Here is a 20,717-nt window from a genome sequence, read left to right on the forward strand (position 1 = left end):
TCGCAAGCCGGCATGCATGGCCCGGTCCGCCTCCCGGCACTCTAGCCGCTGGCCACCCCGGCGCAAAGCCGCGATTGGACGCAGACCAAGCTGTCGCCCTGCTTGCGGATGAGACGGATTTGCCGGATGGGGTTGACCATCCGGCGATGCTCCGCCACGTTCCAGGCGTGCCGGCCAAACGTACCGGTTCGATGTGCGGATGCGTGCGGCGGAGCCTGTGGCAGCGACTTTGGCGAAAGACGGAGCGGCGAAGGATGGGGCCCGGATCGAAGCCGGGAACGATCCGGGCTTGGCCGATGGCGGGTGGCGGATCGCCGCCGCCGGGCGCTGGACCCTGGAATGGGCCACAGCTGCGTCGGATGCGCTGGACCATGCGCCCAAGCCGCCGGGCGGCACCGCGGTGCGGCTCGATCTGGCGCGGGTTGAGGCGCTCGACACCGTCGGCGCCTATCTGCTGAACCGCTCGGCCGAACGGCTGGGGGCCGAGGGGCATGCCGTTTCGGTGGTCGGCCTCCGGCCGGAGCATTCCGCCCTGTTCGACGCCGTGCGTGACGCCGGCAAGGCGCCGCCCCACCCGATCGAACGCGAACACCACCCGGTTCTCGACATGGTGGTGCGCACCGGCCAGACGACGGTGAGCGCCGCCAAGGAGATCCTCGACCTCGTCGGCTTCCTTGGCCTCGTCACCGTCACCTTCGCCCGGCTGATCCTGCGCCCGTCGCGCTTGCGCCTGACCTCCGTCCTGTTTCACATCGAGCAGACCGGGCTGAATGCCCTGCCGATCCTGGGGCTGCTGTCCTTCCTGATTGGCGTGGTGCTGGCCTTCCAGGGGGCGGACCAGCTGAAGCGCTTCGGGGCGGAACTGTATGTGGTGAACCTGCTGGGCATCTCCGTCCTGCGCGAGATCGGCATCCTGATGACGGCGATCATCGTCGCCGGCCGCTCCGGCTCCGCCTTCACCGCGCAGATCGGCACCATGAAGGTGAACCAGGAGGTCGACGCCATCGGCACCATGGGCCTCGACCCGGTGGAGCTGCTGGTGGTGCCGCGGGCGCTGGCGCTGATGATCACCCTGCCGCTGCTGGCCTTCTACGCCGATGTGATGGGGCTGTTCGGCGGGGCGGTGATGGCCTATGCCACGCTGGACATCACCTTCGGGCAGTTCATCCGCCAGCTTCACAGCGCCGTCGGCATCAACACGGTGATCGCCGGCCTGATCAAGGCGCCGGTCTTCGCCCTGGTGATCGCCATGGTCGGCTGCTACGAAGGGTTGAAGGTCTCCGGCAGTGCCGAGAGTGTCGGCATCATGACAACCAAGGCGGTGGTGGAGGGCATCTTCCTGGTTATCGTCATCGACGCGGTGTTCTCCGTCCTCTTCTCCATGCTGGGGGTGTGATGACCGCCGCTCCCGTCATCCGCGTGCGCGGACTGGTCACCCGCTTCGGCCCGCAGACCGTCCATGACGGCCTCGACCTCGACGTCGAGCGGGGGGAGGTGCTGGGCGTCGTCGGCGGTTCCGGCACCGGCAAGTCGGTGCTGCTGAAGGAAATCCTCGGCCTGATCGACCCTGCCGCCGGCCGGATCGAGCTGTTGGGCCACGACACCGCCGACCTGGACCGGGCGGAGCGCACCGCGTTGCAGGCCCGCACCGGCGTGCTGTTCCAGAACGGCGCCCTGTTCAGTTCGATGACGGTGGCGGAGAATGTGATGCTGCCGCTGAAGGAGCACACCGGCCTGGCCCCGGCGCTGATCGCCGAGGTGGCACGGGTGAAGATCGCCATGGCCGGCCTGCCGCCCGACGCCGGCACCAAGCATCCGGCCCAGTTGTCGGGCGGCATGATCAAGCGCGCCGGCCTTGCCCGCGCCCTGGCACTCGACCCCGACATCCTGTTCCTGGACGAGCCGACGGCCGGCCTCGACCCAATCGGTGCTGCCGCCTTCGACACGCTGATCCAGGGCTTGCAGCGCAGCCTGGGGCTGACCGTCTTCATGGTCACCCACGATCTGGACAGCCTGACCTCAATCTGCGACCGCATCGCCGTTCTGGTCGACAAGAAGATCCGGGTGGGCACCCTGGCCCAGCATCTGGCCGATCCCCATCCCTGGATCCACGATTATTTCCACGGACCGCGCGGCCGCGCGGCCCTCGACGCCAAAGAGCGCAATCAGGCACGACGCTACGAAGAAGAAGACGCCAAGCGTCTTGCGAAAGGGTAGGGGCACGTCATGGAAACCCGCGCCAGCTACATTCTGGTCGGCAGCTTCGTGCTGGCTCTGGTCGCCGGCCTGCTGGTCTTCACCGCCTGGATCGCCAAGGTCCAGCTCGATGAAACGCGCGAAACCTACCGCATCTATTTCACCGGCTCCGTCACCGGGTTGCAGCAGGGCAGCCCGGTGCGCTACCGCGGCGTGCCGGTGGGAACGGTGTCGGACATCCGGCTCGACCCTGACAACGTGACGCGGGTGCGGGTGACGATCATGGTGCAGAACGGCACGCCGATCATGTCCGATTCCATCGCTTCGCTGGAACTGCAGGGGATCACCGGCGGCGCCTATGTCCAGATCTCCGGCGGCAATGCGGGGGGCAAGCATCTGACCGCCACCGATGCCGACGGCGTGCTGACCATCCCGTCGCGGCCCAGCTCGCTGACCGCGGTGGTCGACAGCGCGCCGCAGCTGGTCAGCCGGTCGCTGGAGGTCATCACCCGGCTGGGCGATCTGTTGAACGGCGACAACCAGAAGGCCATCGGCGACATCCTCGCCAACGCCCGCACCGCCAGCGCCGAACTCGCCCGGACCAGCGCCGGGCTGGAGGAGACGATGGCGCAGGCGAGGCGGACGCTGAGCGGCTTCGAGGCGTCCGGCCCGCAGTTCGACCGCACGATGGAGCAGGCGCGCGACACGCTGACGAGCGTCGACACCGCCGCCAAGAGCGTGACCGGCGAGACGCGCGAGCTGATGCGGTCGCTGAAACGCAGTTCCGACACCCTGAACGGCATGCTGGCCGAGAATCGCGAACCGGTGCGCGACTTTACCGCCACGGGGCTGTATGAATTGACGTTGCTGATCACCCAGCTGCGCGATCTGTCCGGGCAGCTGTCGCGGGTGGTCACCCGGATCGAGAACGACCCGTCGAACTTCCTCTTCGGCGGGACGCGGCAGGGCGTGGAGGTGCGTGGGAAATGAGGCGGGTGACGACGGTGCGGAGCGGGTTTGCAAGGGCCGCCGTGCGCGGGATGTGCGGGGCGGCGCTGCTGCTGGGGCTGGCTGCCTGTTCGACGCTGAACCCGACGGCGCCGCATCTCTACACCCTGACCCCGCGGGCCAGCGTCGCCGCCGGCCCGAAGGCCGACTGGCAGCTGCTGGTGGAGACGCCGGCGGCGGCGGCCGGGATCGACACGCCGCGCATCGCGCTGGCCCGCTCGCCGACCTCGCTCGACTATTTCGCCGACGTGTCCTGGGCCGACCGGGCGCCGAACATGGTGCAGGGGCTGATCGTCCAGACCTTCGAGGACAGCGGCCGCATCGTCTCGGTCGGGCGCGACACGGTGGGGTTGCGTTCCGACTATGTGCTGAAATCGGAACTGCGCGATTTCCAGGCGGAATACGCCACGCCGGGCGCCGCCATGCCGGACCGGGTGCATGTTCGGCTGTCGGCCAAGCTGGTCGCCATGCCGCGCCGGACCATCGAGGCCGGCGAGACCTTCGAGGCGTCGGCGCCGGTGCGCGGCCGCTCCTTTACCGACGTGATCGCCGCCTTCGACCAGGCGCTGGGGCAGGTCACCGGCGAACTGGTCGGCTGGTCGCTGTCGCAGCGCGTCCGTCCATCCGGCAGCTGACGGGCGGGAAGCGCAGGCGGGGCTGCAACCGCAGGTGCGACGTCCGAAAAGACCTTGCCACGCCCGCATAGCCGCGTACGTAATGGGGATGTTCGCGCAGCGCAGGATCGGGCGATGACGGATTTGTCGGACGTGTCCCGGGAAGAGTTGGAGGCGATGGCCGAGGCGGGACGCGAAGTACGCCTGTGCCAGCGTGTTCTCGCCAAGACCGGCGACACGGTGGTGGGCGAGCTTCTGCGCGGCCACGGCACGCTGTACGAGTGGAAGCATTATCCCCCGGGCGACGTCTACGACGCCGAGTTCCATGCCCAGTATTATTACCACTGCCATCCCGAAGGCGAGCGGCCGCAAGGCGAGCATGGCCATTTCCACACATTCCTGCGCCCGCACGGCATGCCGCCGGGCCTGCGGCCGGCGCCGCTGGCCGATTTCGTGGCTCCGAACAACGACAACGACGCGCTGTCCCACCTGATCGGCATCGCCATGGACGTCGCCGGCCAGCCGGTGCGGCTGTTCACCACCAACCGCTGGGTGACGGGGGAGACCTGGTACAAGGCGGACGACGTGATCGCCATGCTCGATGCCTTCGAGATCGATCACGCCCGGCCGTCCTGGCCGGCCAACCGTTGGATCACGGCGATGATGCGGCTGTTCCGCCCGACCGTCGTCGCCCTGCTGCGCGACCGCGATGCCGCCATCCGGGACTGGGCCGAGGGCCATCCCGATGCCTATGTCTATGAGGACCGCGGGCTGGAGGTCGCCTCTCAACGCCACATCTCGGTGGAGCAGCAGATCGCCGAGGTGGCCCTGCACCTGCGCGGGACACGCCGCCGCGGCTCCATCCTGCCGGAACCGCCGAGCTTCGTCGAAATCCCATGATCGGCGTCCCGGCCGTTGGGCTTATGACCGCAGGGCGTTAAGGAAGGTTCAACCGTTTCGGAAGATCCTGAACGGGTGGACAAGTCTCCGCCCACACCCGCGCGGGTTTTGCGTTCCGCGTCCAATATGGAGACGGACCAGGGCAGGAAGGGTCCGGGACCCATGAGTGACGATTTCAAGTCGGGTCATCTGACCCAGCAGGACGTGGCGCGGCTTCTGGCCGACCCGTCGCCGAACAGCCGGACCGATCTGGCCGCCAAGCTGTCCCAGCAGTTCGACAGTCCCGAGCTGTCGCAGGCGGAGCGCAAGCTGGCGGAGGACATCATCCGCGTCATGGTCAAGGACACGGTCCTGCGCGTCCGCCAGACCCTGGCGGAGAACCTGAAATCCAGCCCCTCCCTGCCGCGGGACGTCGCCCTGACCCTGGCCCGCGACGTGGAGGCGGTGGCGATTCCGGTGCTGAGCGTCTCCACCGTGCTGACTCCGGCCGATCTTGTCGAGATCGTGCGCTCCGACGCCGACGCCAAGAGCACCGCCATCGCCCAGCGCCCGACCGTGCCGGCCGCCGTCGCCGACGCGCTGATCGAAAGCGGGTCCGAACGCGCGGTCGCAGCATTGGTCGCCAACGAGGGGGCGGAACTGGGCGAGCAGAGCCTGGGACGCGTCATCGACCGCTTCGGCGCGAGCGAGGCGGTGCAGGACCCGCTGGTCCACCGCTCCAGGCTGCCGATCACCATCGCCGAACGGCTGGTGGCGGTGGTGTCGGAACGGCTGCGCCAGCATCTGGTCTCTCACCATGAACTGCCGTCGAAGGTCGCGTCGGAGCTGATCCTGCAGAGCCGCGAGCGGGCGACCGTCGCCCTGTTCACCGGCGAAAGCGACGAAGGGGCGCTCGACCGTCTGGTGACGCAGCTTGCCCGCACCGGCCGCCTGACGCCGTCGTTGCTGGTCCGTTCGCTGTGCACCGGCGACATCGCCTTCTTCGAGACGGCGATGTCGCGCATGGCGAATGTGCCGATGACCAATGCCCGGCTGCTGATCCACGATGCCGGCCGTTTGGGGCTGAAGTCTCTGTACGACAAGGCCAAGCTGCCGGCCGCTTTGCTGCCGGCCTGCCGCATCGCCATCGACGTGCTGAAGGAGACCCCCTATGACGGCGAGCCGGGCGACCGCGAGCGCCACCGCCGCCGTGTCATCGAGCGCATCCTGACGCAGTATGAGGATCTGGCGCCGGAGGATCTGGAGTTCCTGCTGGCGAAGCTGGGCGACATGATGCAGCCGGAAAACGCGGCGGCGTGACCGACCCGACCTTTTTCTCCGGTCCGGCCCAGCCGGCAGGCGGTGGTCCGGCCGACACCGTCCGCCGGCTGGAATCCCGCATCGCCGAACTGGAAGCCGCCCTGCGCCAGAGCGAGGCGCGGGCCGGCGAAGCACGATTCCGGTCCTTGTTGCGGACAGCGGCCAGCATCATCCTGGTTCTGGGCGACGACGGCCGCATCGTGGAGGCCAACCGCGACGCCGAGCGCGCCTTCGGGCTGGAAGCCGGCAGCGCCATCGGCCGTCTCTGGGCCGAGGCGATGAGGGAGCAGCCGACCGGCCCCTTCGCCGCCCAGCTTGCCGTCGCCGCGATGGGCACGGAAGTCCGCAACTTCGAGCAGGTGCTGCGCGAGCAGGACTGCATGAGCGAGCGGGTGCTGCTGTGGAACCTGAACCGCCTGCCGAAAGGCGATGGCGCTTCCGCCGGCATCCTGTGTGTCGGCCAGGACATCACCCGGCGCAAGCGGGCCGAACTGGCCCTGCGGCAGGCCCGTGACGAGCTGGAGATGCGGGTGGCCGAGCGCACCCGCGCGCTGATGCAAGAGGTTCAGGAACGCCGCCGCGCCGAGCAGGCGCTGATCCAGGCCAAGGAGCAGGCCGAACTGGCCAACCGTGCCAAAAGCGAGTTCCTTGCCAACATGAGCCATGAGCTGCGCACGCCGCTGAACGCCATCATCGGCTTTTCCTCGATGATGGAAAGCGAGATCGTCGGGCCGCTCGGCCATCCCAAATATCTCGACTATGCCAAGGTGATCGGCAAGTCGAGCCAGCATCTGCTGGCGGTCATCAGCGACATCCTGGACGTCGCCAAGATCGAAGCCGGCAAGCTGGAAATGCATCCACAGCCGATGGATGTCCGCGATGCGGTGGAAAGCTCGCTCCTGCTGATCGCCGAGCGGGCGGAGGAGGGGGGGCTGGCCCTGTCCCAGGACATTGCTTCCGACACGCCCCACCTGCTGGGCGACCCGGTGCGGGTGAAGCAGATCCTGCTGAACCTGTTGAGCAATGCGGTGAAGTTCACCCCCGCCGGCGGCAGCGTCGCCCTGCGGGTCCGTCCGGAAGGCGACCGCATCCTGATCGAGGTTGCGGACAGCGGGATCGGCATGAGCGCGGAGGGCATCGCCATCGCCCTGCAACCCTTCGGTCAGGTCGACAGCCAGCTGTCCCGGCGGTCCGGCGGCACCGGGCTGGGCCTGCCGCTCGTGCGATCCTTCGTCGATCTGCTGAACGGCACGCTGGACATCCGCAGCCGCGAAGGGGAAGGCACGACGGTCAGCGTGCGCCTGCCGACGGCGTTGCCGTACGACGGGGAATAGCCAGAGCCCGGAACAATCAGGGAATGACATGTCTGTGATACAGGGACCGGCGGCGCAGGACGGCGACCGGAACGATGTTCCGTTGTCGGTCGCGGTTGTGTTCGGAATTTCCGGGGTCGATCCGCTGGAGTGGGATGCCTGCGCCGCCGGCAAGGGACCGTTCGTGAGCCATGCCTATCTGAGTGTGCTGGAAGAAAGCGGCCTGGCTGGCCCGGACATTGGCTGGCGTCCAGCGCATATGATTGTGCGGGAGGCATCTGGCCGGCTGGTTTGCGTGGCTCCCCTCTATCTGCGCGACCGTTCCACGGACGAATTCTGGCCGGATCGGGCTTGGGTCGACGGCTATCAGGCTTCGGGTGGGCGCTATTTCCCGAAGCTAGTCATGGAGATTCCCTACACGCCGGTGACTGGGCCGCGCATCCTCCTGCGGAAGGGGGCACCGTCCGGCACAGTTGATGCGCTGATCGACGCCCTGCGGTCGCTGGCCCACATGCATGGACTGTCGTCCATCCATGTCGGTTTTCCCGACGAAAAGGACCGGGCCTGTTTCGAGGCGGCGGGATGGTTGACCCGCCATGCCGTCGATTACGAGTGGCGGAACGAGGGATATCGTGACTTCGCCGATTTCGCCGCCGCCCTGTCGAGCCGCCGGCGCAGAGTGATGATGTGGGAGCGCCGCAAAATCGTGGCGAGCGGGGTGCGGTTCCGCGAGGTGCCGGGCAGCCGGATCGCAGAGGCCGATGTCGCGATTTTTCTGGACTTGCTGAGCGACCTTCATCTCCGCCGGGGGAAACGTCAGGCACTGACCATGGATTTCCTTCTGCGGCTCTGCGCGGCCCTGGGCGACGCCGTGACGCTGACCTTTGCCGAATCAGGCGGCGTTGCGATCGGTGGCTTGATGTCGGTGGAAGGGGACGACTGCCTCTATGTCCGGACCTGGGGGGCGAGAGAGGAAGCGCGCTTCGTTCATTTCGAAACCTGCTATTACCGCAGCATCGAACAGGCGATTGCCCATGGTCTCAGCCGGGTGAATGGCGGGCGCGGCGGTCCGCACAAACTTGAACGCGGTTTCCTGCCGGTTCTGACTCATGCCTGCCACTGGTTCCTGCACACCAACATGCGCGGCGCGGTCGCGGAAGGGCTGGAGCTGTACAACGCAAAGGCTCTCGCCAAATTCGCGGAGGCGAAGGCCCACTCCCCTTACCGGCAGCGGGATGGCCGATAGACGCTTGCACGGCATGGTGAGGCGGGCCACCTTGCCTCTTTGAATGGAAGACTGGCGGGGTGGGACATGACGGTAAGCCGCGACGATCTTAAGACGCGCATCGGGCAGGCGCTGGGCGAGGCGAAGGCCGATCTGGTCATCAAGAACACGCGCTTTCTCAATGTCGTGACCGGCGAGATCGCGGAGGGCGACATCGCCGTCTGTGGCGAGGTCATCGTCGGCACCTACGAGTCCTGATGATGGGGTGGAGGAGATCGACGGGCGTGGGCTGACCGTGGTTCCCGGCTTCATCGACACCCATGTCCATTGCGAGTCCACCTGCGTCACCCCGCAGGAGTTCGACCGCTGCGTCCTGCCGCGCGGCACCACCACCGCCATCTGCGACCCGCACGAGATCTGCAATGTGTTGGGTGAGCAGGGGCTGCGCTATTTCCTCGACAGTGCAGGCGGCACTGCGCTCGACCTGTTCGTGCAACTGTCCTCCTGCGTGCCGGCGACGGAGCTGGAAACGTCGGGCGCCCGGCTGGAGGCGCCGGACCTGATCCGCCACATGGACCATCCCCGCGTGCTTGGGCTGGCGGAGTTCATGAACTTCCCCGGCGTCTTCCACAAGGTGGACGGGGTGCTCGACAAACTGGCCGCCTTCGACGGGCGCCACATCGACGGCCACGCCCCGCTGGTGTCGGGAAAGGAACTGAACGCCTATCTCTCCTGCGGCATCCGCAACTGCCACGAGACGACCAGTGCGGATGAGGCGATGGAGAAGCTGCGCAAGGGCATGCAGGTCCTGATCCGCGACGGGTCGGTGTCGAAGGACGTCCATGCCCTGGCCGAGGTGATCACGCCGGAGACCTCCCCTTTCCTCGGCTTCTGCACCGATGACCGCAACCCTCTGGACATCGCGGAAGAGGGGCACATGGATCACCTGATCCGCAGCGCCATCCGCCTCGGTGCGCCGGTCGCCCATGTCTATCGCGCCGCCACCTGGTCGGCGGCGCGCGGCTTCCGCCTCTATGACCGCGGGCTGGTGGCGCCGGGCCATCGCGCCGACCTCGTCCTGCTCGACGATCTGGAGGACTGCGCCGTCAACCGGGTCATCCGCAACGGCAAGATCGTCGGACCACACAGCTTCGACGGCCGGCCGGCGGTGACGCCGGTGGGGCTCGCTTCGGTGAAGCTGGAGCCGGTGACGGACGAGGATTTCGTCGTGCCGGCCGGCGGGTCGGTCCAATCGGTGATCGGGCTGGAGCCGGGCAGGATCCTGACCGAACACCGCCGGGTCGAGGTGCCGGTGGTGGGCGGCCGGATGGTGGCCGATCCGTCGCGCGACTTGCTGAAGATCTGCGTTTTCGCCCGCCATGGCAGCAACCGCAACATCGGCCGCGGTTTCGTCCAGGGCTTCGGCATCGCGGAGGGGGCGCTGGCGTCGTCTGTCGGCCATGATAGCCACAACATCTGCGTGGTCGGTGCCAGCGATGCCGACATGCGCGTCGCGGTCAACCGGCTGATCGAGCTTCAGGGCGGCTTCGTCGCCGTGCGCAACGGACAGGTGGTCGGCGAACTGGCCCTGCCGCTGGCCGGGCTCATGAGCCTGGAGCCGTTCGAGACGGTGGAGGTGAGGCTGCGGTCCCTGCGCGCCGCCGTCCGCGCCATGGGTTGCCCGCTGGCCGAGCCCTTCCTGCAACTGGCCTTCCTGCCGCTGCCGGTCATTCCGCACCTGAAGATCACCGACCGCGGTATGGTCGATGTCGACCGGTTCGAGCTGATTGCCGCCTGAGCAGGCGGTTTGCCCAGGAAATCGGCAAAGGGCTGAAGGTTGGGCGGAGATGGTCGGTACGGAAGTCGGGAGCCTGCCCATCTGACGGACGCCCTCTCCGCTTGTGGGAGAGGGGCGGGGTGAGGGCGCGCAAATACAGGGTTTCCATCGGCCTATCGGTTGCCACCTCCCTCACTCCAATCCCTCTCGCACAAGCGGAGAGGGGCCGTCATTCCGGCGGGAAACGGCCGAAAGGTTTATACAATTTGGTGGCGGCGCTCTGGCACGAGCTTTGCCACGACAACACATACTTCGTTGTCAGTCATCGAGCGAGCCCGACCCGCCATGACCCATCTGGCCCCGATGATCCACCCGTTGCACAGCCTGCTGCCGGTCCGGCCGCCGGAAACCGTGTCGATGCGGACGCGGGACGGCGTCAGGCTGGACGCCGACCTTTACCGGCCCGATGCCGCGGGGACCTGGCCGGTCCTGCTGATGCGGGTTCCCTGCGGCCGTCGTGTTGCCTTGACCAGCCATTACGCCCACCCGCGCTGGTACGCGGCGCGCGGCTATGTCGTGGTGGTGCAGGATATGCGCGGCTGCGGCACGTCCGACGGCCGGTTCCGACCCTTCGAGGCGGAACGGGAGGACGGGGCCGACGCCATTGCCTGGGCAGCGTCCCTGCCGGGATCGTCAGGGGCGGTGGCGATGTATGGCTGCGGCTATGCCGGCATGGCGCAGTGGCTGGCACTGGCAGAGGCGCCCGCGGCCCTGCGGGCGGTGGCGCCGGCCTTCGCCGGCTGGGACGTGTTCTCTGACTGGGCTTACGAGGGCGGGGCCTTCCGGCTGGCAGACGCCATGAGCTGGGCCCTGCGCACCGCCGCCGACGCGGCAAAGCGGGTCGAGGACGGCACCGGCCACCGCGTGCTGTCGGATGCGGCGCGCAGCCTGCCGATCGACGATGAGATCCCGTCACGGCCGCAGGCCCTGCGCGACTATGCCCGCTACACCCATTACGACGACTGGCTGACCAACCCGGTGCCCGGCCCGGCCTGGGCCGCGCTGTCGCCCAAGGCCATGCAGGACGCCATGCCGACCGATGTGGCGGTCCTGCAGATCGGCGGCTGGTACGATCCGCGGCTGGCCGGCATGCTGGATGCCCATGACCGTCTCAAGGCACGCGGGCGGGCGCCGGTGCGGCTGGTGGTCGGCCCCTGGGGCGCTGACGGACCGGCCGCGGCACCTGGACAGGCTCCGTCTCTCGACATGCTGCAGCTTGCCTGGTTTGAACGGGTGCTGAAGGGAGAGGCGGCCGACCGCGGCGGTCCGGTCCGCCTGCATGACGTGGAAGCGGGACGCTGGCACGACCTGTCCGACCTTCCGGCGGCCGAGGCTGTCCTGCATCTGTCCAGCGACGGCCTCGCCAACCGGCAGGGCGGTCGGCTGGAGTTGGAGATGCCCGAAATGGAGGCACTCGACGTGGTGGTCCACGATCCGCGCACGCCGGTGCCGACGGTGGGCGGCCATGCGGTGCCGGACGCTTGCGGCCGCCCCGACCGCGCCGCCGTGGACCGCCGTCCGGATGTCGCCACCTACACCAGCCTGCCGCTGGACGAACCGTTGACACTGGCCGGGCGGGTGGCGCTGGAGGTGTGGGTGGAGGCCGATGCTCCGTCCTTCGACGTCAGCGCCGTGCTGTCGGTGGTGCGCCCCGACGGTCAGGTTCTGCCGCTGACCCAGGGCCATGCCCGGGTGGAACCGGGCGACCCGACCCGGCCGCTGACCGTGGCCATGCGGGCGACCTGCGCCACCCTGGCGCCGGGATCGGCCTTGCGCCTCAGCCTTGCCGGATCCTGCTTCCCGGCCTATCCGGTCAATCCTGGCACCGGGGCGGAACCGGGCGAGACCCGCCGGGTCGATGCGTTGCCGATCACAGTGCTGATCCACAGCGGTCCCGACCGGCCGTCGCGCCTGCGCTTGCCTGCCGGGCTGTCCGCTTAAGGCATCTCGTCCCCGGCTGTGTCCTGGCCGGCGGCCTCCAGGCAGAAGTCGAGGCTCTGCGACAGGAAACGCAGCATCAGGTCGCGGAAGGGTGTCTTGTCGCCGACCGACCAGGCCCGCTCGACAAGGTCCAGATAGAGGCTGCGGTCGTCGGTGCCGATCACCACCGGCGGATAGCCGGCACGGTTCAGGATCAGGTTGCACAGGAGCAGTGCGGTCGCCCGGTTGCCGGCATCGAAGGGACGGATGGCGCTCAGCCGGTGATGCGCCTCGAAGGCGGTGTCGGGGCCGGCATCGGACTTGCGCATCCAGGTCGACAGTGCCGACATCGACACGCGCAGCTTGGCCGGATCCGGTGCGGTTTCCGCCGGGTCGTCCTTGGGTGCCGCATTGCGGTATTTGCCGGCGTCGTCGTCGATCCCGCGATAGAGCACATTGTGAAAGGCGGTGACGGTGCGCTCGGTGACCGCCCCCGACGGCTCGAAGGACAGCCGTGCCATCAACTCCAGGGCGGCGCGGTGGTTCAGGACAAATCGCTGTTCCTCCACCGCGCGGTGGCGCAGGACGCTGCCGCGCTCCAGAATGGCCTTAACGTCGGCGCGTTTGAGCGGATAATCCTCCAGCGCCGCTGCGGTGGCGGTCAAATCGAGTTCGAACCGGTCGGCGATGCCGTGGACGACCTCCTGCGGCAGGGGGCGTGCGGCGTCCAGCGCCCGTTTCTTCTCCGCGATCTCGTCGAGCAGGGCCATCGGTCACTCTGTCGCTTTGGCAGGGGAGGGGGGTGGCGCACCGCGCATCTTGCCGCGCCCCCTGCGGGGATTTGCCGCTTGGACTGGCACGGTTGCCGGTTTTAGGATCCCTGTCAAGATGTCCACAACCCTGCCATGGCCGGCCGCAACCGCTTGATTCCGCGGGATGCACCTGCAATTGCGGGATGCGAGGGGGGAGATCGCTGCGATGAGCTATGTCGTCTGGGACCAATCCATGAGCGTCGGCGTGCCCGTGCTCGACGACGAGCATCGGCGGCTCCTCGACCTGTTCAACGGCCTGCTGGAAAGCGGCATCACACCCGCCAACCGCGAGGAGCTGTCCAGCCTGCTCGCCAGCCTCCGCGACTATGTCGCCGTCCATTTCGCACGGGAGGAGGCGATGATGGTGCGCTGCGGCTATCCCGACCTGGACGGCCACCTCGCCGCCCACCGCTATTTCGCCGACGAGGTGGAGAAGCTGGCCCGCGACTTCGAGGGCGACAACCCCACCATGCTGCGCGTGGACCTGATCCTGCTGCTCAAGGACTGGTTCGTGGAGCACATCCAGCAGACCGACAGCCAGTACAAGCCCTATGTGGGGGGACTTGCATAAGGCGGGGCAATTCCCTCTCCCCCGAAGGAGATAGGGGGCTTTTCACTGCTTCGCAGCGGCTTTCTGGTCGGGCATGCCCTTGTCGAGCTTGGCCTGGATGGCTCCCTTGTCGGTTTCCTCGTCGGCGCTGCGCAGCGCGCGCATCCACTGGAAGCGGGCCTCGTTCCGGCGGCCGGCGCGCCAATAGGCATCGCCGAGATGGTCGTTGATGGTCGGATCGCCCGGCTTCAGTTCGACCGCGCGTTCCAGCTTGGCGACCGCCGCTTCGTAATCGCCAAGCGTGTAGAGCGCCCAGCCCAGGCTGTCGACGATGTAGCCGTCGCGCGGGCGCAGTTCCACCGCGCGCTCCACCATCGCCCTGGCCTTGGGCAGATTCTCGCCGCGGTCGATCCAACTGTAGCCGAGGAAGTTGAGCAGCGACGGCTCGTCCGGTCGCAGCTTCAGCGCGGTTTGCAGGTCGGCTTCGGCCTGCTGCCACTGCTTGGTCTTCTCGAAGCACATCGCGCGGGCGTAGAGCAGCGGCCAATGCCGTTCCTGCGGGGTGCCGATCCGCTCCAGCGCCGTGGTGTAGGCGGGGATCGCCTCGGCGTAGCGCTTGGAGTAGCGGTAGATGTCGCCGAGCCGGGTAATCGCGTCGGTGCGCTCCGGCCGTTCGGCGGAGAGATCCTTGAGGATCGCGATGGCCTCGTCGTTGCGGTCCATGCGGGCGAGGCTGTCGGCCTCGCGCATGCGGGCGGTCCAGCCCAGCAGCGGATCCGTCTCCAGCCGCTTGTAGGCGGCCAACGCCTCCTCGTGATGGTCGCGCGAGGCGGTGATGTCGCCGATCAGCAGATGGGCCAGGGCGAGATCATCGCGCAGATGCAGGGCGATGCGGCCGAACAGCAGGGCCGGCTCGTCGGCATTCTCGTGGTGCAGCGCACTGCCCAGGTCGAACAGCGCTTCCGCCAGACCGGACCGGGCATCGGGGACCGGGCGGGCTTCCGACGGCGCGTTCGCCATGGCGGCCAGCGCCGGCTCCACCAGCAGCCCGTCGGGGTTGTTGCCCTGGAAGGTCTGATAGAGCTTGCGCGCCTCGTCCTTGCGGCCGGTGCGAGTCATGAAGTTGCCGACGATCTGCACCACCCGCAGCGGCGCGTCGGTATCCGTCACCTTGGCATAGCGGGCCGCCGCTTCGTCGTTGCGGCCGGCAAGATCGAGGATCAGCGCGGCATGCAGGTTGTAAAGCGCCTCGAAGCCCTTGACGTCGGACAGCGGCTGCAGGGCCGCCAGCGCCTCGTCCGTCTTGCCGCGGGCAGTCACCAGCCACGCACGGGTCAGCGGCGTCAGGAAGCGGCCGAGCCCCTCGGACGGCAGCCGGGCGGCATAGCTGTCGGCCTCGTCCAGCTTGCCCCTGGCCAGCGCATCGGCGGCCAGCAGGGTCAGTGCCATCTGCGGCTCGCCCTGGTCGCTGAGCAGCCGGTTGGCATGGTCGATCGCCGCTTCGATCCGCCCCTCGCCCAGCCGCAGCAGGAAGGTGCGGCTCAGCAGGGCGGGGTCGTCCGGGTCGGCGGCCAGCGCCTGGGCGGTGAAGCGTGCCGCCGCGGTCCAATCGTCTTGGTGCTGGGCATAGCGGCCGGCCAGATAGCTGCCGGTGGCCGATCCACCGCCATCCGCACCTTGTCCCTGGCCCGCACCGGGGCCGGCGGCAAGGACGGGCGTCAGGGTGGTCCCGGACATCAGGATGGCCAGGGAAACCGGCAGCAACCGGCGTCGGAACCTCGTCATGCTCTCGTCACCTCGTTTTCCGAGTCGGTATCCCATCATCTTCGGCAGGGCACGGGCAAGAGACTTTCGCACGCGTCCCCTTTTCGCACCTGCTAACGCCAGTCCCGCCGCACCTGCTCGATCCGTTCCGGTCGCAGAATGTCGGTGGCGTGGGCGTCCATATGCGCTCGCAAGTCTTCCGGCATGCCCGGCGACAGTCTGGCGCCCTCCACCGACCAGCGTGCCATCCAGGACAGGGTACGCAGCCAGGTCAGCCGGCGCAGTGCCTTCAGCCAGGGCAGCACCTCGTCGGCGAGGTCGCCCGGCACCGCCATTGCCCAGGCCGCGACGAAGGTGTCGATGTCTTCCGCGGCCAGTTCCGCATTCACCGCCGGGTCCCATCTGGTCGAGGTGTAGAGGCTGGCATGGGCAAGGTCGCTGGCCGGATGGCCGTATTGCAGCTTCTCCAGGTCGGTGAACCACGCCTTGCCGTGGTCGTCGACCAGGAAGTTGCCGGGATGCACGTCCACTCCGACGGCGGTCAGCGGCATCGGCGTTTCGGGCGGCGGCAGGAGGTCGCCGACACGGGCGGCGGCAAGCTCCTCCGCGATCAGGACGCGGGCCTCGGTCGACAGGGGGGCATTGTCGAACCATGCCGCCTGCCGTTCGACCTGGGCCAGCAAAGCGGCGACCGGATCGGGCGGGGCGGGCAGCGGTTCGTAGAAGTCCGGCGGTGCCATGCGGTGCAAAGCCGCCAGCGCGCGGGCGATGGCCGGCATGTCGCCGGGCAGGACGGGCGTGCGCCCCTCAACCTCGCCCACCACCAGGGCGCCCAGCGGCAGCCCCTCTCCGGGCGGCAGCAGGCCGACGAAGCGCGGGGTGTGGCCCGACATCTCCGCCCGCCGGAAGGCGGCGGCCTGCCGGTCCAGCGCCGTCCAGGCATCGAGGCCAAGCTGGCTCCAGCGCGGGATGCGGGCGACCAGACGCCGGCCGCGCAGGCGGACATGGTCATGGGCGACGCCCTTCAACGGCATCGGCTCCAGCGCGTCGGGGGAGAGATCGGCGAGGCGCGGCAGCCGGATCAGGGCGGCGTGCAGCGCCTCCATCGAAAAGCCCAGGGGTTCGCTCACGCCATGTGCTCGCGCAGGCGGGGCATCAGCTCCACCAGATTGCAGGGGCGATGGCGGTTGTCGAGCTGCCAGACCAGGATGTCGTCCCAGGCGTCGCGGCAGGCGCTGGGCGAGCCGGGCAGGGCGAAGATGTAGGTGCCGTTGGCGACGCCGCCGGTCGCCCGGCTCTGGATGGTGGAGGTGCCGACCTTGGCATAGCTGAGATAGCGGAACAGCTCGCCGAAGCCGGGGATCGCCTTCTCGTACAGCGCCTCGACCGCCTCGGGCGTCACATCGCGGCCGGTGACGCCGGTGCCGCCGGTGGTCAGGACCACGTCGATCTGCGGATCGGCGATGAAGGACTGCACCTGGGCGCGGATCGCGGCGATGTCGTCCCGGACGATGGTGCGGGCGGCGACCCGGTGGCCGGCCCCGGCGATCCGCTCCGCCAGCGCATCGCCGGAGCGGTCGTCGGCGGCGCTGCGGGTGTCGGACACCGTCACCACGGCGATGTTCACGGGAAGGAAGTGGCGGCTCTCGTCGATCTTCGGCATGGCGGCAGGCGTGTCCTCATGTCGGTCCGGAGCCCGACATGGGCGCCGGCGGTCAGGGTATCGGGCTGGCCTCTCCCCGCTCAGCAACCGTTTCCACCGGCACCGTCACTGGCGCCGTTTCCACCGGGTCCGCTGCCGCCGCGACAGGCAGGCCGGCAGCCGGGGGGGCGCCTTCGCCGCAGGCTGCGGATCGGGACGGGAGGCGACCTGGGGTGGACGACCGTCCATGGGAACATAGGCCGGCCATTTCCCGTCGGCGACGGCGGTGAGCGAGGCGGTCTCCTGGCCCAGCCGAAGCTGGTAGATCCAGAAGTTCGCCATCACCTTCTCCACATAGTCGCGCGTCTCGCCGAAGGAAAGGCTTTCGATGAACAGCAGCGGATCGGTGATGTCGCTCAGATCCCGCCGCCAGCGCGCCAGCGTGCCCGGCCCGGCATTGTAGGCGGCCGTCGCCAGGAACATGTTGCCGTCGATCTCCGGCATGCCCAGCAGTTCCGAAAGGTAGCGCTGGCCAAGCTCCATGTTGCGGGACGGGTCGAACAGGGCGTCGCGGTTGGCGTCGTCGCTGCCGATGTCGGCGTTGCGCTCCCGCACATGCTGGGCGGTGCTGGGCAGGATCTGCATCAGCCCCGTCGCTCCGGCGGAACTGACCAGCCGCGGGTCGAAGCGCGATTCCTGCCGCATCACCGCGAAGACCAGCGCGCGGTCGACCGCGAAGCCGTCGCGCGGCGTCCAATGGGGCAGCGGGTAGAGTGCGGCGGCATAGGGGGCGCCGTCCGGACCGGCCACCGCATTGCCGAGCCGCAGCGCCAGCGAGGCCACCCCGGCGCGGTCGGTCAGCGCGACCATTGCCTGTTCGATCAGCGGCTCGCCCTGCGGGTCGATACGTTGCAGCTCCAGCCCCGCCAGTTCGCGCTGACCGGCCTGGAGCAGGGCGATGGCGCGGGATCCCGCCGGCTTGGCCGCTACCGCCGCCAGCTGCCGCCCGGTCAGATCCGGAGCCTGCCAGCGCACGTCGCCCAGACTGCCCAACGCCTGCAGGGCGATCAGGCCATAGAAGGTGTGGGGGTAGCGGGCGGCGGCGGCCAGATGCTCCGCCGCCTCTTTTTCCTTGCCGGGCTTGCGGGCCAGCGCGCGGGCAGCCCAGTAATCGGCCGCGGCGGCCTTCCAGGGATTGCGTGGGCCGGCGGCGGCCATGCCGGTGAAATGGCGGGCGGCACGGTCGGTCTGCTTCAGCCGCCAGGCGGCCAGACCGGCGATCCAATGCGCCTCCGGCAGCATGTCGCCCGACCGCGCGGCGCTGGCCGAGGCAAGCGTCAGTGCCTGGGCCGTCTCGCCGGCATAATAGAGGGACGCCGCGATGCGGGCGCGGGCGGCGTCATACTGAACGGTGTCGAGCTTGCCACCGAACTCGTCCTGGCCCAGCAGGCTCAGCGCGCTGTTGGTGCGGCCGGAGCGCAGCAGCTCTTCCACCCGCGCCACCGCCGCACGGTCGCTGCGGGCCCGGGACACGGTGCGGCTGCGCGGGGCGACGGTGACGCTGTCGTCCTCGTCCTCCTCGTTGCTGGCAACGGTGCGCAGGCCGCCCAGCCGCTCCAGCGACCCGACGAGGCGGACGCGTTCTTCGCCGCGCGGCGGCTTCGGCGCCCGCTGGCCGGCGGGCTGGCGTTTCTGGGCCAGAGTGTAGACGCGCTCCGCCCCGGCGAGGTCGCCGTAATCCTGCATCCAGCGGGCGAGTTCCTCGTAGCCGGCGCGGCGGTCGGGGTGGAGATAGCGCTGGCGCAAGACATAGCCGATCAGCCGGCGGTCCTTCAGCTTCGCCATCTCGGCATCTGCGGCATCCCACTCCGCCCGTTCCTGGGCAGCGAAGATGCGGCGGTAGCGGGCAGCATCCTCCTCGTCCAGCTGGACGGCGCGGGCCGTCTCGTCGACCGCCAGCAGCAGCGGCGCGCCGGCGGAGGCGGGGGTATCGTCCACGACCGCGGACGGCGACGGACCGTCGGCCGGGTTGCCGGATGCCGCGGAATCGGCAGCGGAGGAATCGGGGGTGGCGGTTTCGGGGAGCCCCATCGCGGGATCGACCGGCGCCGGATCGATTGGCGTGTCGGCGAAAACGGGGCTGGCGGGGTCAGGCACGGAATCCCCGCCGGGCGGGACGACGGCGTGACCGTCCGGCGCGTGGATGATGAGGGCGGCGCAAGCGGGCCGGAACCCGACCGCACCGTCGGGTCCCAGGGTGTAAGCCACCGTGAGACCCAGCACCCCCAGAAGGTTCCGCCGCAGCGGGGCCGCGCTCGCGACCCGGTATGCTGCACTGCAAAATATCCGGAGCATGGCTTCGGGATACATCACGCCGGCGCGAACCGCAAGCAACGGATTCGCTCGGAATGTGTCGGCTCCGGTATTCGCCAGATGTTACAACGCTTTAACAGAGATGGGAAAAAGGCTCTAGCCCGTTGGGAAAATGCCTTTCGGCATGGTCTGGCCACATTTGTGCTGCGCGGCGATCGCAATTATACGAACGATTTCGGCAGCCCTGTGACATCCCATTTTCTCTTTCGATTACTTGATTCCTTCTTCGGCGATCTTTTGCTGCAATGCAAGCATGTCCCGCCACGCCTCCCGTTTTGCGATAGGGTTGCGCAGCAGGTACGCCGGATGCAGCATCGGCATCAGCGGTACGGAAGTCCCGGCGACCTCGTAGGTCCGCCACTGCCCGCGCAGGCGGGTGATTCCCTCCGCCCGGTTCAGCAGGGTCTTGGCCGAAACGCCGCCGAGCGCCACCAACAGCTTGGGCCGCACCAGCTCCACATGCCGCTCCAAGAAGGGCAGGCAGGCGGCGATCTCCGCCTGGGTCGGGCTGCGGTTGCCGGGCGGGCGCCAGGGCAGGATGTTGGAGATGTAGACCGCGCTGCGGTCCAGCCCGATCTGGGCCAGCATGCGGTCCAGCAGCTTGCCGCTGACCCCGACGAAGGGCTTGCCCTGCCGGTCCTCGTCCTCGCCCGGCGCCTCGCCGATCAGCATCACCTGTGCCTGCGGATTGCCGTCGGCGAAGACGGTGTTCATCGCCGTCGCCTTCAGCGGGCAGCCGTCGAAGCTGCGCAGGGCCGCTTCCAGAGACTCCAGCGTCTGCGCCTCTCCGGCCCGGGCGCGGGCCTGGATGCCGGCCTCGCTGGCGCCCAGCGGCTGGTCGGGCGAAGCGAAGAGGGTGGTTGCCGGACGCGCCGCCGCTGGGGCCGGCGCCCGAGTCGGGCCGGCGCCGCGCGCCGCGTTGGGAATGGCGTTGAGCCCTGGGGCATGGCCGGAAGCGGCGCTACCGGCCATGCCTGCGCCAGCGGACGGTGCGCGTGCCACCGGCCGGGCGGCGAGGGCGGCCCAGTCGGTCGGCTCGTCGCCGATGGCCTCGTCGCAGCCGATATCGGCATGCCAGCGCAGCGCGTCGAGGATGTCGCATACGTCAATCATTGTTTGACCTTACCACAGATCGTGTGGTCTTACATGTCCAGATACCCAATTTGGGTGCGGCGCAAACCGTGTTACAAGCACGCGCCCGCAAAAAGACCATAGGGCGTCCCGAGGGAAACAGTACCAAAACAAGACGGTGGGGGAGTGTGGT

At 68.7% G+C, this 20,717-nt stretch carries 18 protein-coding genes; 12 read left to right on the forward strand and 6 right to left on the reverse strand.

Annotated elements, in window-relative coordinates; genetic code table 11:
• Positions 1-289: 289 nt before the first annotated feature.
• From ACWPN8_RS00855 to ACWPN8_RS00905, 11 genes are all read left to right on the forward strand, one after another.
• Positions 290-1,396 carry an ABC transporter permease gene (locus ACWPN8_RS00855; protein WP_492239585.1) on the forward strand — a complete coding sequence of 369 codons (1,107 nt, stop codon included), beginning with the start codon at positions 290-292 and terminating at the stop codon, positions 1,394-1,396.
• Positions 1,396-2,217 (forward strand): ABC transporter ATP-binding protein, encoded by an 822-nt coding sequence (locus ACWPN8_RS00860; protein WP_492239586.1) that lies wholly within the window; start codon positions 1,396-1,398, stop codon positions 2,215-2,217. Before ACWPN8_RS00855 ends, ACWPN8_RS00860 begins: the two co-directional genes overlap by 1 nt.
• 9 nt (positions 2,218-2,226) lie before the next feature.
• Positions 2,227-3,186: an MlaD family protein gene (locus ACWPN8_RS00865; RefSeq protein WP_109451889.1), complete on the forward strand. Its 960-nt coding sequence runs from the start codon at positions 2,227-2,229 to the stop codon at positions 3,184-3,186.
• 5 nt (positions 3,187-3,191) lie between these two features.
• Positions 3,192-3,839, forward strand: a complete 648-nt coding sequence (locus tag ACWPN8_RS00870) for an ABC-type transport auxiliary lipoprotein family protein (protein ID WP_492239587.1) — start codon at positions 3,192-3,194, stop codon at positions 3,837-3,839.
• Positions 3,840-3,953: 114 nt separating this feature from the next.
• A complete protein-coding gene (locus ACWPN8_RS00875; protein WP_492239588.1) occupies positions 3,954-4,718 on the forward strand; it encodes a DUF6969 family protein in 765 nt (254 codons plus the stop codon).
• Positions 4,719-4,880: 162 nt separating this feature from the next.
• A complete protein-coding gene (spbR, locus tag ACWPN8_RS00880; RefSeq protein ID WP_109451882.1) occupies positions 4,881-6,017 on the forward strand; it encodes a SpbR family protein in 1,137 nt (378 codons plus the stop codon).
• Complete coding sequence (locus tag ACWPN8_RS00885; RefSeq protein WP_492239589.1) at positions 6,014-7,351, forward strand: PAS domain-containing sensor histidine kinase; 1,338 nt, start codon at positions 6,014-6,016, stop codon at positions 7,349-7,351. Before spbR ends, ACWPN8_RS00885 begins: the two co-directional genes overlap by 4 nt.
• 28 nt (positions 7,352-7,379) lie before the next feature.
• On the forward strand, positions 7,380-8,576 hold the full coding sequence (locus ACWPN8_RS00890) for a GNAT family N-acetyltransferase (RefSeq protein WP_492239590.1): 1,197 nt from the start codon (positions 7,380-7,382) through the stop codon (positions 8,574-8,576).
• A gap of 66 nt (positions 8,577-8,642) precedes the next feature.
• The gene (locus tag ACWPN8_RS00895; protein WP_492239591.1) at positions 8,643-8,813 is read left to right on the forward strand and encodes a hypothetical protein; all 171 of its coding nucleotides are present in this window, start codon (positions 8,643-8,645) and stop codon (positions 8,811-8,813) included.
• A 7-nt stretch (positions 8,814-8,820) separates the two neighbouring features.
• Entirely contained in the window at positions 8,821-10,353 is a 1,533-nt protein-coding gene (gene ade, locus ACWPN8_RS00900) for an adenine deaminase (RefSeq protein WP_492239592.1), read from the forward strand.
• A gap of 324 nt (positions 10,354-10,677) precedes the next feature.
• Complete coding sequence (locus tag ACWPN8_RS00905; RefSeq protein WP_492239593.1) at positions 10,678-12,333, forward strand: CocE/NonD family hydrolase; 1,656 nt, start codon at positions 10,678-10,680, stop codon at positions 12,331-12,333.
• Here ACWPN8_RS00905 and ACWPN8_RS00910 read toward each other — a convergent pair.
• Positions 12,330-13,082, reverse strand: coding sequence for a Fic family protein (locus ACWPN8_RS00910; RefSeq protein ID WP_109451872.1), 753 nt, complete (start codon positions 13,080-13,082; stop codon positions 12,330-12,332). The two genes, ACWPN8_RS00905 and ACWPN8_RS00910, sit on opposite strands and share 4 nt — an antisense overlap.
• Positions 13,083-13,290: 208 nt before the next feature.
• Between ACWPN8_RS00910 and ACWPN8_RS00915 the strand changes: the two genes are divergently transcribed.
• Positions 13,291-13,695: a bacteriohemerythrin gene (locus tag ACWPN8_RS00915; RefSeq protein ID WP_492239594.1), complete on the forward strand. Its 405-nt coding sequence runs from the start codon at positions 13,291-13,293 to the stop codon at positions 13,693-13,695.
• Between the two features lie 42 nt (positions 13,696-13,737).
• Here the strand turns inward: ACWPN8_RS00915 and ACWPN8_RS00920 are convergent, their stop codons facing one another.
• The 5 genes from ACWPN8_RS00920 to ACWPN8_RS00940 form a co-directional block, all read right to left on the reverse strand.
• On the reverse strand, positions 13,738-15,459 hold the full coding sequence (locus ACWPN8_RS00920; RefSeq protein ID WP_492239595.1) for a tetratricopeptide repeat protein: 1,722 nt from the start codon (positions 15,457-15,459) through the stop codon (positions 13,738-13,740).
• 92 nt (positions 15,460-15,551) lie between these two features.
• Positions 15,552-16,568, reverse strand: a complete 1,017-nt coding sequence (locus ACWPN8_RS00925; RefSeq protein ID WP_492239596.1) for an aminoglycoside phosphotransferase family protein — start codon at positions 16,566-16,568, stop codon at positions 15,552-15,554.
• On the reverse strand, positions 16,565-17,101 hold the full coding sequence (gene moaB / locus ACWPN8_RS00930; protein ID WP_109451865.1) for a molybdenum cofactor biosynthesis protein B: 537 nt from the start codon (positions 17,099-17,101) through the stop codon (positions 16,565-16,567). The genes ACWPN8_RS00925 and moaB overlap by 4 nt, the downstream gene beginning before the upstream one ends.
• 105 nt (positions 17,102-17,206) lie before the next feature.
• The gene (locus ACWPN8_RS00935; RefSeq protein ID WP_492239597.1) at positions 17,207-19,237 is read right to left on the reverse strand and encodes a lytic transglycosylase domain-containing protein; all 2,031 of its coding nucleotides are present in this window, start codon (positions 19,235-19,237) and stop codon (positions 17,207-17,209) included.
• Positions 19,238-19,663: 426 nt separating this feature from the next.
• Positions 19,664-20,566, reverse strand: coding sequence for a uracil-DNA glycosylase (locus tag ACWPN8_RS00940; protein ID WP_492239598.1), 903 nt, complete (start codon positions 20,564-20,566; stop codon positions 19,664-19,666).
• Positions 20,567-20,717 lie beyond the last annotated feature (151 nt).

It is taken from the genome of Azospirillum sp. UENF 112521 (genome assembly GCF_058780665.1).

Bases quoted from the DNA above. Each gene is read 5' to 3' on its own strand.
- ACWPN8_RS00895 (WP_492239591.1), top strand. From the start codon at position 8,643: ATGACGGTAAGCCGCGACGATCTTAAGACGCGCATCGGGCAGGCGCTG.
- ACWPN8_RS00905 (WP_492239593.1), top strand. From the start codon at position 10,678: ATGACCCATCTGGCCCCGATGATCCACCCGTTGCACAGCCTGCTGCCG.
- ACWPN8_RS00915 (WP_492239594.1), top strand. From the start codon at position 13,291: ATGAGCTATGTCGTCTGGGACCAATCCATGAGCGTCGGCGTGCCCGTG.
- ACWPN8_RS00890 (WP_492239590.1), top strand. From the start codon at position 7,380: ATGTCTGTGATACAGGGACCGGCGGCGCAGGACGGCGACCGGAACGAT.
- ACWPN8_RS00860 (WP_492239586.1), top strand. From the start codon at position 1,396: ATGACCGCCGCTCCCGTCATCCGCGTGCGCGGACTGGTCACCCGCTTC.
- ACWPN8_RS00875 (WP_492239588.1), top strand. From the start codon at position 3,954: ATGACGGATTTGTCGGACGTGTCCCGGGAAGAGTTGGAGGCGATGGCC.
- ACWPN8_RS00940 (WP_492239598.1), bottom strand. From the start codon at position 20,566: ATGATTGACGTATGCGACATCCTCGACGCGCTGCGCTGGCATGCCGAT.
- ACWPN8_RS00920 (WP_492239595.1), bottom strand. From the start codon at position 15,459: ATGACGAGGTTCCGACGCCGGTTGCTGCCGGTTTCCCTGGCCATCCTG.
- moaB (WP_109451865.1), bottom strand. From the start codon at position 17,101: ATGCCGAAGATCGACGAGAGCCGCCACTTCCTTCCCGTGAACATCGCC.
- ACWPN8_RS00865 (WP_109451889.1), top strand. From the start codon at position 2,227: ATGGAAACCCGCGCCAGCTACATTCTGGTCGGCAGCTTCGTGCTGGCT.
- ACWPN8_RS00910 (WP_109451872.1), bottom strand. From the start codon at position 13,082: ATGGCCCTGCTCGACGAGATCGCGGAGAAGAAACGGGCGCTGGACGCC.
- spbR (WP_109451882.1), top strand. From the start codon at position 4,881: ATGAGTGACGATTTCAAGTCGGGTCATCTGACCCAGCAGGACGTGGCG.